A 15,892-nucleotide genomic window follows, 5' to 3' on the forward strand; every position below is an offset into this window, starting at 1 on the left:
TTTTAACTATCCTGTGCACTGAAAACCAGACAGAACTTTGCCCCACCTAAATCAGAGCGTCCAACCGTCACCTTGCCACCGTGAGCTTCCATAACTGAATAAACCGATGCCAGCCCTAATCCTGTCCCTTTTTCTTTCATTGAAAAAAAAGGATCAAAAATCCTATCTAAAATGTCATCATCAATCCCAGGGCCATTGTCCTCGACACATATATCCCCAGTTTCAGGCGTGACAAAAACTCGCAGTAACCCTTGGCCATTCATTGCTTCAGCAGCATTCACAACCAAATCCCACAGCACCTGCCAAACCTGCCCATGATCAATTGAAAGAATCTTTTCATCCGGACACTCTACCTCTATCTCAACCTGTTGAAACCGAGGGTCATTCCCGATCATTTCCATCAACTCATCGATAACAATACAGATATCGACATCTTTTTTTTCTGGCAGTTTAGGGCGAGCAAACATCAGAAAATCAGTCAACAGCCCGCTTAGGCGTTCTGCCTCTTTAACAACAATCCCCATCAGGCGCCGATCCTCCGAACTGACATGCTCTGCTTCAAGCAACAGCTGAACCGAGCCACTGATCGAAGCAAGTGGATTGCGGATTTCATGCGCCATACCGGAGGCTAATCGCCCAACGGCAGCCAGACGATCAGCACGCTTTAAATCTTCTTCAACACGTTTCAGCTGCGTCAAGTCCTGAAAGGTCACTAGCAAACCGGTATCTTCACTTTCGTGACCTTTGGCAACAGCCGAGGCATAACCTAAAATGAGCTGATCACCAGAGGTTTTAACAAACACTGCTTCCGAACGTTTCGCTTCAACATATTCACCGCCACAAAATAAAGGTAACCCTGGAAAATAAAGAGTGACGGGTTGATTATAGACCTCCTCAAACGACAATCCAGTAATCTCACTTGCCGCCCGATTAAATGTTTTGATTCGAGAATCCGGACCCACAAGCATTAAGCCGCTGCTAATGTGGGCAAGAATCGTCCGATTCAGCTTTTCCAGTTCTGCAAAATCAACTTTTTTCCGGGCCAGTTCGGCCTCACTTTTGCGCCATCTATCTGCCAGCGTTCCACTCAAAATTGCGGTGAGAAAAAAAGCAAAAACATGCACAAAAACAGCAGAAAGAAAGGCTCCATCGGAAATGCTGCGGTCAAGATCAAAACGCTGGAGATAGTGGAAATATTGCAGATCAAGAATACCGCCAAAAAGAATGGCGGCTGAAGCCGCAGCAAAAATCGTCTGCTGGCGGGAAAGAAGAAAGCTCGCAGCGACGATAACGAGCAAATAAGCAAAAGAAAAAAAGCTTTCGACCCCACCAGTCAGCAGCACCAAGACAGTGACAAAAACGAGGTCCCAGACAATCTGTATCTGGGTAAAAAGTCCGTGGCGCCTTATCAAGCGCAGCAGAAGAGCAGAAGCCAGAGCTTGCGCGTAAGACACGCCAACCAGAACCAGCAGTGGCACAACAACATCCGACTCGACTTTGCCACGCCAATAAAAAATTGCCGCGCCACCAAGTAGAAACGTAATTACCGCAGCCCGACAGGCGAGATACCATGTCAGGCTGCGGTAATCAGTTTTGAATTCCGGCTTCAGGTTTTGACTTAACAGTGGCATCAGCCGCCGACGGTTCCTGCCAGCTTAAAGATCGGCAGATACATGGCAATAACCAGTCCACCAACCGTTGTTCCCAGAAAAAGCATCAACAGCGGTTCCATCATCGCCGTCAGGTTGCCAACAGCATCATCAACTTCATCATCATAAAAGTCGGCAATCTTACTCAGCATGGTATCGATCGCACCAGCCTGCTCGCCAACCTCAATCATCTGACAGACCATCGGCGGGAAAACTCCTGACTCTTTCAACGGCTCGGCGATCGTTTTACCCTCACTAATGCTAATCCGTACTTGGTTTATAGCTTTTTCTACGGTTTTATTCCCTGCTGTTTTACTGACAATATCAAGGCCGTCAAGAATCGGCACACCGCTGGATATCATCGTCGCCATGGTCCGTGAAAATTTTGCTACCGCCACCTTGCGAATTAACACACCAAAAACAGGCAGCTTCAAAGCCCAGTCGTCAATCTTTTCACGTCCCTTTTTTGTCGCGTAAATCTTTTTTGCTGCAAAAATAAGAAAAGCTATAACACCTATGATGACCAATATATAGTCTTGGACGAAGTTACTAATATTGATAACGATTTGGGTTGGTGCGGGGAGCGCCCCACCAAAATCAGCGAACATTTTTTCAAAGGCAGGTATAACAAAAACCAGAATAACCGCAATAACAACTAAAGCGATACCAACAATCGTTGTCGGATAAGTCATTGCACTTTTGACTTGCTTCTTAAGTTTCAAAGCCTTTTCTATATAAGCTGCCAACCGATTCAGAATTGTATCGAGAATACCACCAACCTCACCAGCAGCAACGAGATTGACGTAAAGCTCATTGAACGCTTTGGGATGCTTTTTCAGCGCGTCAGCAAATGTTGATCCAGATTCCACATCTTCTTTGACTTGTGTCAAAATTGTTTTAAATGTCTTATTTTCCTGCTGGGTAGATAGAATGTCCAAACATTGCACCAGTGGCAGACCAGCGTCGATCATCGTTGCAAACTGACGGGTGAAAACTACGATATCCTTTGTCGTGATTTTGGGCTGCATGAAGCTTATATTCAGCTCCATATTCATCCCTTTACCAGCCTCTTTGACTTTACTGGCCTGAACCCCCTGACGACGTAAATTCGCCATAACGACCGACTCGCTGGTCGCTTCCATGGTTCCTTTTACGGTTTTTCCATCCCTCGACTTGCCTGTATATGCAAAGCTTGGCATTCCCTGTTCCTTTCCAATTTCGATTTTTTAATTTACTGCAAATCTATCTTGCTCGGCCAGGGCCTCCCACTGGAGCGCCGGGTTTGTTACGTCTAAGGACTGCGTTCGGGTTGGCAAACATCTGCTTCAACTCTTCAATATCCGGGGAACGCATCATGGCGTCTTCCTGTGAAATCTGCCGCGAATGAGCGAGCAAGAAGAGAGACTGGTTAAGCGTCTGCATGCCGAATTTGTCTTGTCCAACCTGCATCTGAGAATAAATTTGGTGAATCTTGTCTTCACGGATCAAGTTGCGAATCGCTGGGTTTGGTACCATAACTTCAAGCGCCATGCAGCGCCCTTCGCTGTTCGCTTTTTTCATCAGTGTCTGCGAAAGAACCCCTTCTAGAACGAATGAAAGCTGGGTGCGAACTTGCGACTGCTGGTTGGTTGGAAAAACATCGACGATACGATTGATCGTCTGCACGCAGGAGTTTGTGTGCAAGGTTGCAAAACAGAGGTGACCAGTTTCAGCGATTGTCAGTGCAGCCTCAATTGTTTCAATATCACGCAACTCGCCAAGGAGAACGACATCGGGGTCCTGCCGCAAAATATATTTCAACGCTTTCTTAAACGATTGAGTATCGGCACCGACCTCGCGCTGGTTCACAAGACATTTTTTATGGGCGTGAATATACTCTATCGGGTCTTCTATCGTGATGATGTGCTCGTTGCGAGACGAGTTGATGGCATCGATAATAGCGGCCAAAGTTGTTGACTTACCGCTACCGGTCGGGCCGGTCACAAGAATCAGACCACGCGGCTTTTTCGACAGGGTACGAACGACTGGGGGCAAACCTAGATCTTCGAAGCTTTTGATCTCGAATGGTATTGCACGAAAAGCACCGGCAACAGCGCCACGCTGCATAAAAATATTGCCACGAAAGCGTGACAGACCCTTCACCCCGAAAGAAAGGTCAAGTTCGCTCTCTTCCTCAAACTTTCGCTTCTGTGCATCCGTCAGCACACTGTAGCAAAGCTGCTTTGTTTCAGCCGGATTCAGCTCAGGCATATTCAGAGCGGTCATCTGCCCATCAATCCGTATCTGTGGTGCGCTTCCGGTCGAAATATGCAGGTCGGAAGAACCCTTTTCAATCATCGCTTTCAGCAGCGTGTGCATGTTGGCCATAGCAGCAACCCCTCTTAATTCTTAACTTTACATTTCCTGATCATCAGCAACAGTACAACGCAGAACTTCTTCCAGCGTTGTCACCCCTTCCATCATTTTGGTCAGAGCCGACTGCCGCATAGTTTTTACCCCAAGACGCATCGACTCCTGCTTGATTTCAGCCGTATTCGCACCCGAAAGAACCATTTCTTTCAGTTCATCAAACATCGGCATAACCTGATAGATACCGATACGCCCCTTGTAGCCGGTGTCGTTGCAAGTACTGCAACCTTTCCCTTTATAAACTTTGAACTTACCAATTTCAGCTTCTGGCACACCCGCCGAAATCAAAGCATCCTTGGAGACATCTTCCGGTACTTTGCATTCAGAGCAAACCCGTCTTCCGAGGCGCTGAGCTGAAATCAGGTTAACCGCAGACGCAACCAGGAATGGTTCAATGCCCATATTCAGCATACGGTTGATCGTACTCGGAGCGTCGTTTGTGTGCAGGGTCGACAAGACCAAGTGCCCAGTCAAGGCTGCTTTAACCCCGATCTCAGCTGTTTCAAAGTCACGAATCTCACCGATCATGATGATATCAGGATCTTGGCGCAAAAAAGCACGCAGAGCAGCGGCGAAGTTAAGTCCGATATCTTCATGCATTTGCACCTGGTTGATACCGGCAAAGTTAAATTCGACCGGATCTTCCGCCGTCGAAATATTCTCTGAAACCTTATTCAGTTCGGACAGAGCAGAATACAACGAAACTGTCTTGCCGCTACCGGTCGGGCCGGTAACCAGAACCATCCCGAAGGGTTTGTGGATCTCGTTTTTGAACCACTTAAGTGCCTTCTCTTCGTAACCAAGCTTGGTCATATCGAGTTGCAAGTTACTCTTGTCGAGCAATCGCAAAACAACCTTTTCGCCAAACAAAGTCGGCAGGCAGTTAACGCGGTAATCCATCTCGACGCCCTTGCCCATTTTGATTTTTATGCGCCCATCCTGCGGCAAGCGGCGCTCAGCGATATCAAGGTCAGCCATGATCTTGATACGCGAGGTAATAGCATTTTTAAGTTTTTTTGGTGGCTTCATGACTTCATAAAGCACACCATCGATCCGGTAGCGAACACGAAAAACATGCTCATAGGGCTCAATATGAATATCGGATGCCTTCTTTTTGATGGCATCGGTCAAAATTAGATTGACCAGCTTGACTACAGGAGCATCTTCACTTGCTTTTTCGAGTTCACCAACATCTTCAAGAGTACCATCCTCGACCAACTCTAAGTCATCAAAGTCTTCAAGGTCGCCCATAACATCAGCAAGGCTGGCACTTTGATCATAAAATTTATCAATCGCATCTTTGATAGAAGCTTCAGCTGCGACGACAACCTCGACATTGAAGCCGGTCATGAACTTGATATCATCAATAGCGAATATATTAGATGGGTCGGACATGGCTACAATTAAAGTAGCACCTGCACGATTTATCGGAACCAGCTGATATTTTTGAGCAACCTCGGCCGGGATCAATTGGATGACAGCGGGATCGACATCAAACTCAGCCAGGTTGATAGATGGGACACCGTAGTGCTTAGAGAGAAAAGAAGCCAGGTCATTTTCTTGTACATAGCCCAGCTTGATCAGTGCCGCGCCAAGCCTGATCCCCTCTTTTTTCTGTTCCTCGACCGCTTTTTTCAGCTGGTCATCGGAAATCATCTCGTTACGAATTAGCAGTTCACCAAGTCGGTTGGCACTCATCGAAATGCGGCCCTTTCCCTCTCATCTTATTTTGAGCTACCCTCAGCCCAAAAGTCCCATTATAGCTGGCGAAAAACGGTTTGCTTACTTTCCCTCATGTCAAGCGCACAGCTGCACACCTGTCACAACAGAATAAGATATACCATATCGCATTTTAATTCGCTAGCACTAATCTTTCAATAAGAAAGATATTCCTGGTATTGAATAATATGACGGGAACCAAGGATCTGCCTTGCACGGACAATGTCTGCTTCGATCGCTGCAGTCAGCTCCTGCAAACCGGAAAACGTCTTCTCATCGCGCAGGCGCTCAACAAAATATATACGTATTTTATCCCCGTACAGGTCACCTGAAAAATCAAGCAGATGAACCTCAATGGTCGATTTATCATTAGCAAATGTAGGACATTTCCCAAGATTTACAACTCCATTGTATTCCTGCAGCCTATAACGAACCTTGACGGCATAGACACCGGCAGCCGGTAATTGCTCCTTGTCCGTCACCAAATTAGCTGTCGGAAAACCAAGCTTCCGTCCACGTTGTTTGCCGGCAACAACAGTACCTTCGAGATTATAATGCCGACCAAGAAGATTGACTGCTTCAGCAACCTTTCCCTCCATCAACATTTGCCGGATACGGGTTGAGCTGTATGGCAAGCCATCGCTGCCAACTGGCTGCAAAACGAGAACATCAATCCCCTTTTCAGAACAATATCGCTGCAGAAACTCGGCATTTCCAGCCCTGTTTTTACCGAAGGCATAATCGTAACCAATGACCAAACCGCGTGCCTGCAAAGCTGCGACAAGTATTTCGTCGACAAAACGCTCCGGCGACATGGCTGCAAACTTTTGCGTAAAGGGAGCTTCTATCAATGTATCGATATGAGAAGCTTCTATCAGTCGCCTCTTTTCGTCAGGAGTATTCAGCAAAAGGGGTGACTTATCAGGGAAGAGAACCTTTAACGGATGGGGGGAAAATGTGTAAACAACAGAGCGACACTGCTTGTTTTTTGCCATAGCAACGAGTTGCCTGAACAGTTCACGATGCCCTAAATGAACCCCATCAAAATTCCCCAATGAGACAACACAGGGGCCAGCGGCATTTTTATCGGGAGAAAGATTATTCAGGATTTCCATAACTGCAGCATACCAAAGTTAAACAAGAAGCGCTAACATCCTCGAAATATTAACGAATAGCGACACTATCCAGCAAGGACAAAGTCAACCCTGCGACGCCAAACATCGACATGATGTACTTTTACCGCCACAGTCATACCAACACGATAGCACTTTCTGCGACGCTCGCCCTGCAAGCAATGACTTAAGGGATCAAAACTATAAAAATCTCCGGTAAGACTGCGCACATGAACCAGCCCTTCCAGTCCTAACGCATCAAGCTCGACAAAAAAACCGAACTCTGTAACCGAACTGATCAGACCAGAAAATTGTTCCCCGATATGTTGCTGCATCAACTGACAACGCCGCAGCTCGAACAAATGTCGCTCTGCAGCCATCGCACGACGTTCTCTTTCAGAGCAATCACGTCCCAACTCCAGCAAACGTTCCTTGCTAGGGGCTGTCGCATTTTCTGTTGCAGCAAGAACTTGTTTCAAGGTGCGATGAATCGTCAAATCTGGATAACGCCTGATAGGTGAGGTAAAGTGACAGTAATTTTCAGCGGCCAAGCCAAAATGCCCTTTGTTCTCAGGCGTGTATCGAGCTTGCTGCAAACTGCGCAAAAGTTGTTGATTGAGCAGCTTTGATTCAGGCTTGTCTGCGAGATCGTCAAGCAATTGCTGTAAACTCCGTTGCACCTGCTTGCCAAGCAGCACGCCGTAGCCGAACTCAGCTGCTAGCTGTTGAAAATCCTGCAGTTTCTCCAAGGTTGGAGATTCATGAATGCGATAGAGAAACGGAACCCCGGCCTTTTCCAGATAACTGGCAACAGCTTCATTGGCCGCCAGCATGAATTCTTCGATCAGGCGGTGGGCCTGGTTTCGTTCAATCTTAGCCACAGCGGTTGGAAAACCGCTTTTATCCAGAATAATTTCAGCATCGGCAATATCCAACTCCAAACCTCCCCGTTGACGCCTCTGCTCCGCCAATCTTCCGGACAACTTTGCCATGACTGGCAACTGTGCAGCAATAGCATCCGCCAGCTTTGTTGCGTCTGAACTACCAAGAAAACCAGCGACCTCAGTATAAGTCAGACGCGCTCGGCTATGCATGACCGCAGGGTAAAAGCGTTGTTCGCAACAATGACCATCAGCAGAAAAAAGTAACTCTGCAGTCATTACCAGGCGGTCTTCATATGGATTCAGAGAGCAGATACCATTACTTAAAGCCTCCGGCAACATCGGCAAGCAGAAGCCAGGAAAATAAACGCTGGTCCCACGCTCACGTGCCTCCTGATCGAGTGCCCCCCCCTCCTGGACATAATAAGCCACATCAGCAATACAGACCCACAGTCGAATTTTGCCGTCAGCTTCCTGCACCACGGCAACAGCATCGTCGAAATCTTTTGCGGTTTCACCATCAATCGTCATCAGCGGCAGATAACGCAAATCGACCCGTCTCGTCAACTCGTCCACAGGAATACCGACCACTGACACCTCATCAGCCTCGGTCAAAGCACCACTTGAGAAGTTGCGCGGTAGCTCGTGTTCAAAAATGACAGCCTCGATATCAACTTGTGGGTCATCCGGATCACCAAGGACTTCAACGATTTTTCCACTGGCAGAAGCTGCTTCACTGGGATAGCGGATAAATTCTACTTTGACGATCTGACCGTTATTGACCTGCCCGGCAAAATCGCCTTGCAGATAAATCGCATTCACCAGCGCTTGATCAAGCGGCATCGCCCAACTGCGTTTCCCCTGTTGTCGATAAAGAGCCAAAACTGTTTTATGGGCTCTCTGAAGAACCTTCACAATCTTTCCGTATGGACGGCCGCTACGATCAAAACCCTCGCCCCGGGCCTCCACAACATCCCCCGGCATTGCACTGCGAACGTGCTTGGCAGGTATAAAAAGATCCTCCTGCTCTCCCTCCTGAATACGCACAAAACCAAAGCCCTGCTCGGCTTTTGAGAAGACCCCTTTGACCGATTTTTTGCTTTGCCGTAACCGGTAGCAACCCTTTTTTTCCTCGATCAGGCCATCAGCAACAAGCCGGCGAAGAGTTGCAGTTAATCGCTTTCGCTCCCCACCGTGAAGATTAAGCATGTCGGCAATATCGCGACGATTTAGAGACCGTTTTGGAAAACGGCACATCAAATTTTGGATTCGATTTTCCAGCAAAATATTTCCCTACAAATTAGATACCCCGGGTAAACCCGGGGTTCTGATGCTTCGCATACTGATTGCTTTTGCAATCAATTAAAAAGTAGCCCGACGACCACACGATATTATCGGACCAATAGACCTTGAACAGCCACTCAAACTTTTCACGTATTCGGAACGACGATTGGCTCTTCAATCTTCCCATCACCTCAAAAATTGAATACTTAGGTGGGATGATCATCACAATATAGAGGAGATCACCGTCATAGCCAATCGTCTCGATTTCTACGCCGGGCATCTGCCGCAATGGGCTAGAGAGCACCCTTCCAAGGGACTCACAGACACCAGGCTTAGGATCCTACGGCGGTATTTGCATACCCAGACGACATGGTATTGCAAGCAATAGGCTGAATGTGCCGAAACTCGAACGTCCATCCACCTACAATACCGCCTCCGGTCTCATTCATCCACGGCTAAAGCCGTGGTCTTCTGTCTTCGACCGAATAAAAGCAAAGGCCTGCACACTGGCAGGCCTTCGGGATTTAAACGTGGTTCAGTTCAAGTGGCGGTTACTTGTTTCTGGACACCACATAATCTGCCAAATCGAACAACGCCTGGCGCGCTTCATTGTCAGGAAAAATCGCCAGTTGCTTTTTGGCCAACTCGATCCGATCAGCAGCACGTTTACGTGTATACTCGATACCACCGTAATTATCGATCAGATTGCAGACGTAATCGAGATCCTCAGGCAACAGTTCCTCCGCCTCAACAATCCGTTCGATCTCCTGCTTTTCCTGCTCAGTCGCTTCGGCAAAGGCACAAATCAGCGGCAGGGTCATCTTGCCCTCATAAAGGTCATGGCCGCGTTCTTTGCCGAAATCAGCCTCGTCTGCGACATAATCAAGAGCATCATCCATCAACTGAAAGGCGATACCGATTTCCAGACCAAATTCGCGCAGTGCCAACTCTTTTTGCTCATCGACACCCGCCAGCACTCCGCCGACCTGGCAGGCAGCAGCAATCAGGATCGCAGTCTTGTCACGGACAACCTGCAGGTAACGCTGCTCGTTGACTTCAAGGTCACAGGTATTGATCAACTGCTGAATTTCGCCTTCAGCCAGCTCAGTGGTGGTATCGGAGAGAATTTTCAGAATTTTCAGGCTTTCACTGTTGACCATAACCGAAAACGATTTGGCAAACAGAAAATCGCCGACCAGAACCGATGCCTGGTTACCCCAGACTGAATTGGCCGAACGATTACCACGCCGCAGGTCGGCACTATCGACGACATCATCATGCAGCAGAGTTGCGGTATGAATGAACTCAACAACGCTGGCAAGCTCGATATGTTTATCGCCCTGGTAGTTGCACAAGCGGGACGAAAGCAGCAGCAACATCGGCCGAATGCGTTTGCCACCGCTGGAAAGGATATATTCCCCGACCTGGCTGACCAGCTGAACATCCGATGACAGGTTCTGCTTGATCTGCGCCTCGACGGCGCCCATATCGTCTTTCAACAGGGCGATTACAGAATCCATAAACTCTCTAAATCCTTCAAGCTGACATTGCAAAAAACGGCAGGAAAAGGAGGGCAAAACCATAATTGACAAGCCCTCTTTTACGATCGCAACATTCTAAAAACCACGCCGGGCGTTGTCAAAACTTTTCTCGGTCAGCCTGTAAATAGTTACTGAACCCTATTTATTCTTACACACTTCCGGGTGAAATGAGCAAAAACTTATGTTACTCATAAAAAGATGAACCCTCTGATCGGCATGACTTTTATCACTGGACTGCTTGCTTCGGCCCACTGCCTTGGGATGTGCGGTGGCTTGATAAGCGCTTTGAGCCTGACGGAAAATGGTCGCCGCTGCGGACTTCCCTGCCAACTCATGTTCAATCTGGGCCGGGTAACAACCTACAGCTTACTCGGCCTGTTCGTCGGTTGGCTCGGTTCCGCCCTCACTATTCAGAACGAACTTTACAATATCACCCAACTGCTACAGATCGGCTGCGATATTTTCATCATCCTGATCGGGCTTGGCAGCGCCGGGTTGTTCAGCACATTCAATTTCAGTCTTTTAAAGACTGGAGCGCTACAACTAGACCTTGAGAAAAAAGCCGACAAACTGAAGGGGTTGCCTCTGCCATTGGCCGCGCTTGGCATCGGACTGCTCTTCGGCCTGATGCCATGCGGCATGCTTTACGCCATGCTGCTGACCGCAGCCCAAAGCGCTGACACAGCAACCGGCATGTTAATGATGCTCGCTTTCGGTCTTGGCACCTTCCCAGCTCTTTTACTGCTCGGACAAACCAGCAACTGGCTAAAAAGGCTTGGCAATCGCCCGCTAAAAGCAGCCGGAATCATGGTTGCCCTGATCGGTAGTTACAATCTGCTGAACCACATCGGAATGATCAGCTGAAAACAAAAAAACCCGATCACTTTTCGTGATCGGGTTAATTCCTAATTGGTGCCGAAGGGGAGACTCGAACTCCCACGTCCCTACGGACACTAGACCCTGAACCTAGCGTGTCTACCAATTCCACCACTTCGGCATCTTCAATTGTGGCCCCATTGTGCGGAGCGATGGTGTTTATAACAAATGGATTTTTCGATTGCAACAAAAAATCGGTGTCTTTACCAAAAAACCTCGCACTACAGGCTAAAGGGTTTAACCACAAGGGTTTTATACTGCTGAACAGTCACCATCCCTGGCTTCGCACCAGGCGGTTTTTTGACTGCTTTGGCTTCGGCAACCATCACTTCAACCTTGGAATCGTTTTTCGCTTTACAATTGCCCGCAGCTATCGCGGCAGCAAATTCGATATCAGCCGCGCTGAACTCAGCTTTCCCGCCCTCACCCTTTAAAAGCACGTGCGATCCTGGACAGCGATACGCGTGAAACCAAAGGTCTCCTTTTTTCAGCAACTTTGTCGATATCATATCGTTCTGCCTGCTGTTGCTGCCCCAGACAACTTTGCGCCCCCCCGGACTTAGGAGTTCTTTTACGACCTGTTGCTGATTATTACCACGGGGTAGCCGGCTGACTTTTTCTTTCAGCAGTCCCGACTTTTTCATCAAGTCAGCCACCACTGAAATGTCATTCGGCTGCTCCGCGCTCTCTAATTGGTAGTTTAAATCTTCCAGCCACTCCTGCTCTTCTCTGGTTTCAGCCAGGCGACGCTCGCTGTGTTCAATGCCCCGACGATATTTTTTGTAGCGTCGGAAATATTTATCAGCATTGTCCTGCGGTGAAAGCTGCGGGTCGAGGGCTATCGATTCCTCAACTGCCGGGTCGAGATAATAATTGAGAACCTGAACCTTTGCCGTTCCTTTTTCGATCAGATGCAGGTTCGCCAGCAACAGATTCCCCAGTTGCTGATAGCGCTCATAATCCTGCTGATGGCGATATTCCTGCTCTATTCGGACAAGCCTCTTTGAAAGCTTCTTCTTTTCTTTTGCCAACAGTTTCATCAGCTGATTTTTCAGATCTTTCTCGCTACCGGCATTTTCACCATCAGCCTTTTTGTTTTTTTGCCCCAGCGACTCGTCCCGCTTTTCCGGTAATGTATATTGAGTGCCCAGCTGCAGCCTTCCTTCTCTCTGCCGCTTAAGAAGATCGATGATCTTGCCCTGATTATCGACAAAAACCAGGTTACTGCTGCGACCGGTCAACTCTACGATCAATCGACAATCGCCCTTGCCTCCCTGGCATTGAAATTCTACGACACGATCATCATTCAGCTGCTGCACATCAACAATCCGGGATACCCGCGCTCGCAGTAATTGGCAAAAACGAGGCGGGGTAAAAGGATTGGGATAATTTTCCTCGGTCAGCTGGATAGAGCCGTTCAGCGCAGCGGCAATAATCTGCAATCTCAGGTTCTGCTCCCCGGTCCAGAGCCGAAACAGCAGCATATCGGTTGTCGGCTGGTGGATTTTAGTAACTCGTGAACCGGCAATTTTATCTTTCAGTTCAGCGACCAGCTGCCGAACCTGCTCAACATTCATTTATTCTCGACCTTTTCTTGCCATGCAAAGCATCTTTTTTTCCCCAATTGAACAACTTCTGTTAGAATCGTCAGCCATTCTTAAGCAATGTACAACATGGAGGTCTTCATTATGAGGGAAAACTGGAAAATTGAAACCCAGGCCGTTCAGGGTAACTACGCTCCGAAAGCTGCTGAACCGCGCACTGCGCCGATCCACCAGAGCACCACGTTCAAGTACGACAGCGCCGAGCATATGGCACAGCTGTTCGACCTTGATTGTGCAGATCCCATGTATACCCGCCTCGGCAACCCGACCACCAGCGTTTTCGAAGAAAAAATCGCGCTGATGGAAGGCGGCGTTGCCGCGCTGGCAACCTCTTCCGGTCAGGCCGCCTCGGCGGTTTCGCTCCTGAACATTACCCGCGCAGGACAGCATGTCCTTTCGGCCAGCACCCTGTACGGGGGCACTTACTCGCTGTTCGCCAACACTTTGCCGAAACTGGGAATTGAAGTAGGTTTCATTGACCCAGAAGCATCCGTCGAGGAGATGAAGGCGGCATTCCGCCCCGACACCCGCTGCCTGTTCGCGGAAACCATCGGCAACCCCGGCCTGAACATTCTCGATTTCGAGAAGTTCAGCAGGGTGGCAAAAGAGATGGGCGTCCCCCTGATCATCGATAACACCCTTGCCTCACCGGCTCTTTGTCGCCCACTGGAGCATGGCGCTGATATCGTTATCCATTCCGCCACCAAGTACATTGATGGCCACGGGACCGCAGTCGGCGGTGTGATCGTCGACAGCGGCAAATTCGATTGGTCTGCGAGCGGTAAATATCCCGAGCTTTGCGAGCCGGACAGCTCCTACCACGGCCTGAAATATGTCGAAAAGTTCGGTCCATTGGCCTATATCGTCAAATCCCGTGCTCAGTATATGCGCGATCTCGGCGTCACTCCTGCTCCACAGAACAGCTTCCTGTTCAACCACGGGTTGACCACCCTGCACCTGCGCATGGAGCGTCATAGCAGTAACGCTCTGGCCCTGGCGAAATTCCTTGAAAAGCACGACAAGGTTTCCTGGGTAAACTATCCGGGCCTGGAAAGCCACCCAAGCTATAAACTTACCCAGAAGTACCTGCCCAAAGGCGCCAGTGGTGTGCTGACCTTCGGCATTAAAGGCGGCCGTGAAGCTGGTATGAAATTCATGGAAGCCTGTAAGCTGATCGCTATGGTCGTGCATGTTGGTGATGCCCGCTCCTGCGTCCTGCACCCTGCAAGCACCACGCACCGCCAGCTATCCGAAGCAGAACAGATCGCATCCGGCGTTACTCCAGACCTGATTCGCTTGTCAGTCGGCATCGAGCATATTGATGACATCATGGCCGATGTCGATCAGGCGCTGGCTGCCAGTTAAGCCATCTAAAAAAAGAAATTTCCTTTAAGGGCAAGCCTTTTGGCTTGCCCTTTCTTTTTAATGCTGTTATAGCTTACCTCTATTCTTTACTATTTTAGTATCTTTAACACATAGACTTCCACACCGGAAAAGGTGGCTAAGATGAGCGATCAACCAAAATACAGACCTGGCACACTGGCACTGCATGCTGGCCATAGTCCCGACGCTGCAACCAACTCGCGTGCAGTCCCCATTTACCAGACCACCTCATATACCTTCGATTCAGCCGCGCACGCTGCAGATCTCTTCTCGCTCAAAGAGATGGGCAACATTTACACCCGACTGATGAATCCAACAACCGATGTGCTCGAGAAACGCTTGGCGGAGCTTGATGGTGGAGTCGGAGCTCTGGCGCTGGCATCCGGCTCATCTGCTATCTCTCTGGCGATTATGAACATCGCTAAGTGCGGTGATAACATCATCGCTGCCAGCTCGCTTTACGGCGGGACTTACAACCTTTTCAATCACACCTTTGCTCGCATGGGTATCACAGTGAAATTCGTCGACGGCTCAAATCCAGCGAACTTTGCCGCTGCCATCGACGACAATACCAAAGCAATCTATGCAGAAACGATCGGTAACCCGCAGAATAATGTCGATGATTTCGAAGCAATCGCTAAAATTGCCCAGGATAACGACCTTCCGCTGATCGTCGACAACACGGTTGCCACTCCCATGCTGTTCAAACCGATCGAGCACGGTGCTGACATTGTCTGTTACTCGTTGACAAAATTCATCGGCGGGCACGGCACAAGCATTGGTGGAGCTGTCGTCGACAGCGGTAATTTCGACTGGTCGAGTGGACGCTTTACTGAATTCACCACGCCTGATCCGAGTTATCACGGCTTGGTCTATCACGAAGCCCTCGGCAACCTGGCGTACATATTGAAAATGCGCCTGACCCTGCTGCGCGATATGGGTCCATGCCTTTCCCCCTTCAACGCGTTCCAAATTCTGCAAGGTTTAGAAACCCTCCATGTCAGGATGCCGCAACACTGCAGGAATGCGCTGGCTGTGGCCAGACACCTTGAGCAGCACCAGCAGGTCAGCTGGGTCAATTACCCCGGACTGAAAAGTCACAATGATTACGATCGGGCCCAGAAATATTTACCAAACGGTCAAGGCGCAATCCTGACATTTGGCATCAGGGGCGGACTGGAAGCAGGCAAAAAGTTTATCAGTAACGTAAAACTGGCAAGCCACCTGGCCAATATTGGCGACGCCAAAACATTGGTTATTCATCCAGCATCAACGACTCACCAGCAATTGAGCGAGGAAGAGCAAAGATCCGCCGGGGTTACACAAGATATGATTCGGGTTTCCGTCGGCATCGAGGATGTGAGTGATATTATATCCGATTTTGATCAGGCACTCGCCGCAGCCCATTGTTGAATCAGTAGAGTCGTGGCCTAA

12 protein-coding genes and 1 tRNA gene are annotated in these 15,892 nt (G+C 49.0%); 3 read left to right on the forward strand and 10 right to left on the reverse strand.

The genetic code is table 11. The features are described from left to right. Positions 1 to 2: 2 nt before the first annotated feature. The 8 genes from BUB13_RS02885 to BUB13_RS02920 form a co-directional block, all read right to left on the reverse strand. Positions 3 to 1,631, reverse strand: a complete 1,629-nt coding sequence (locus tag BUB13_RS02885; RefSeq protein ID WP_072905409.1) for a two-component system sensor histidine kinase NtrB — start codon at positions 1,629 to 1,631, stop codon at positions 3 to 5. Continuing rightward, entirely contained in the window at positions 1,631 to 2,848 is a 1,218-nt protein-coding gene (locus BUB13_RS02890) for a type II secretion system F family protein (RefSeq protein ID WP_072905411.1), read from the reverse strand. The genes BUB13_RS02885 and BUB13_RS02890 overlap by 1 nt, the downstream gene beginning before the upstream one ends. A gap of 43 nt (positions 2,849 to 2,891) precedes the next feature. Continuing rightward, positions 2,892 to 4,016, reverse strand: a complete 1,125-nt coding sequence (locus BUB13_RS02895) for a type IV pilus twitching motility protein PilT (protein WP_072905413.1) — start codon at positions 4,014 to 4,016, stop codon at positions 2,892 to 2,894. 27 nt (positions 4,017 to 4,043) lie between these two features. Beyond that, positions 4,044 to 5,756, reverse strand: a complete 1,713-nt coding sequence (pilB, locus tag BUB13_RS02900; RefSeq protein ID WP_072905415.1) for a type IV-A pilus assembly ATPase PilB — start codon at positions 5,754 to 5,756, stop codon at positions 4,044 to 4,046. A 176-nt stretch (positions 5,757 to 5,932) separates the two neighbouring features. Further along, positions 5,933 to 6,892 (reverse strand): bifunctional riboflavin kinase/FAD synthetase, encoded by a 960-nt coding sequence (locus tag BUB13_RS02905; protein ID WP_072905417.1) that lies wholly within the window; start codon positions 6,890 to 6,892, stop codon positions 5,933 to 5,935. A 65-nt stretch (positions 6,893 to 6,957) separates the two neighbouring features. Continuing rightward, complete coding sequence (gene rnr, locus BUB13_RS02910; protein WP_072905419.1) at positions 6,958 to 9,054, reverse strand: ribonuclease R; 2,097 nt, start codon at positions 9,052 to 9,054, stop codon at positions 6,958 to 6,960. A gap of 16 nt (positions 9,055 to 9,070) precedes the next feature. Then, a complete protein-coding gene (locus tag BUB13_RS19470) occupies positions 9,071 to 9,334 on the reverse strand; it encodes a transposase (protein ID WP_072905421.1) in 264 nt (87 codons plus the stop codon). A gap of 271 nt (positions 9,335 to 9,605) precedes the next feature. Next, positions 9,606 to 10,574 (reverse strand): polyprenyl synthetase family protein, encoded by a 969-nt coding sequence (locus BUB13_RS02920; RefSeq protein WP_072905423.1) that lies wholly within the window; start codon positions 10,572 to 10,574, stop codon positions 9,606 to 9,608. Positions 10,575 to 10,793: 219 nt separating this feature from the next. On the opposite strand from BUB13_RS02920, the gene BUB13_RS02925 reads away from it, so the two are divergent. Then, positions 10,794 to 11,459, forward strand: a complete 666-nt coding sequence (locus BUB13_RS02925) for a sulfite exporter TauE/SafE family protein (RefSeq protein WP_072905425.1) — start codon at positions 10,794 to 10,796, stop codon at positions 11,457 to 11,459. Positions 11,460 to 11,505: 46 nt separating this feature from the next. On the opposite strand, the gene BUB13_RS02930 is transcribed toward BUB13_RS02925, so the two are convergent. Together BUB13_RS02930 and BUB13_RS02935 are read right to left on the reverse strand one after the other, a co-directional pair. After that, positions 11,506 to 11,592 (reverse strand) — tRNA-Leu (locus BUB13_RS02930). Positions 11,593 to 11,692: 100 nt separating this feature from the next. Then, positions 11,693 to 13,048: an Rqc2 family fibronectin-binding protein gene (locus tag BUB13_RS02935; RefSeq protein ID WP_072905427.1), complete on the reverse strand. Its 1,356-nt coding sequence runs from the start codon at positions 13,046 to 13,048 to the stop codon at positions 11,693 to 11,695. Between the two features lie 111 nt (positions 13,049 to 13,159). Between BUB13_RS02935 and BUB13_RS02940 the strand changes: the two genes are divergently transcribed. Beyond that, complete coding sequence (locus tag BUB13_RS02940; protein WP_072905429.1) at positions 13,160 to 14,440, forward strand: O-acetylhomoserine aminocarboxypropyltransferase/cysteine synthase family protein; 1,281 nt, start codon at positions 13,160 to 13,162, stop codon at positions 14,438 to 14,440. Positions 14,441 to 14,581: 141 nt separating this feature from the next. Next, positions 14,582 to 15,871 (forward strand): homocysteine synthase, encoded by a 1,290-nt coding sequence (locus BUB13_RS02945; protein WP_072905431.1) that lies wholly within the window; start codon positions 14,582 to 14,584, stop codon positions 15,869 to 15,871. Positions 15,872 to 15,892: the final 21 nt, after the last annotated feature.

The sequence above is a fragment of the Malonomonas rubra DSM 5091 genome, assembly GCF_900142125.1.
In the GTDB taxonomy this organism is placed as follows: domain Bacteria; phylum Desulfobacterota; class Desulfuromonadia; order Desulfuromonadales; family Geopsychrobacteraceae; genus Malonomonas; species Malonomonas rubra.

What these genes read in the sequence shown, in the direction of transcription:
- BUB13_RS02885 (WP_072905409.1), bottom strand. Translation starts at nt 1,631, where the DNA reads ATGCCACTGTTAAGTCAAAACCTGAAGCCGGAATTCAAAACTGATTAC.
- BUB13_RS02890 (WP_072905411.1), bottom strand. Translation starts at nt 2,848, where the DNA reads ATGCCAAGCTTTGCATATACAGGCAAGTCGAGGGATGGAAAAACCGTA.
- BUB13_RS02895 (WP_072905413.1), bottom strand. Translation starts at nt 4,016, where the DNA reads ATGGCCAACATGCACACGCTGCTGAAAGCGATGATTGAAAAGGGTTCT.
- pilB (WP_072905415.1), bottom strand. Translation starts at nt 5,756, where the DNA reads ATGAGTGCCAACCGACTTGGTGAACTGCTAATTCGTAACGAGATGATT.
- BUB13_RS02905 (WP_072905417.1), bottom strand. Translation starts at nt 6,892, where the DNA reads ATGGAAATCCTGAATAATCTTTCTCCCGATAAAAATGCCGCTGGCCCC.
- BUB13_RS19470 (WP_072905421.1), bottom strand. Translation starts at nt 9,334, where the DNA reads ATGCCCGGCGTAGAAATCGAGACGATTGGCTATGACGGTGATCTCCTC.
- BUB13_RS02920 (WP_072905423.1), bottom strand. Translation starts at nt 10,574, where the DNA reads ATGGATTCTGTAATCGCCCTGTTGAAAGACGATATGGGCGCCGTCGAG.
- BUB13_RS02925 (WP_072905425.1), top strand. Translation starts at nt 10,794, where the DNA reads ATGAACCCTCTGATCGGCATGACTTTTATCACTGGACTGCTTGCTTCG.
- BUB13_RS02935 (WP_072905427.1), bottom strand. Translation starts at nt 13,048, where the DNA reads ATGAATGTTGAGCAGGTTCGGCAGCTGGTCGCTGAACTGAAAGATAAA.
- BUB13_RS02940 (WP_072905429.1), top strand. Translation starts at nt 13,160, where the DNA reads ATGAGGGAAAACTGGAAAATTGAAACCCAGGCCGTTCAGGGTAACTAC.
- BUB13_RS02945 (WP_072905431.1), top strand. Translation starts at nt 14,582, where the DNA reads ATGAGCGATCAACCAAAATACAGACCTGGCACACTGGCACTGCATGCT.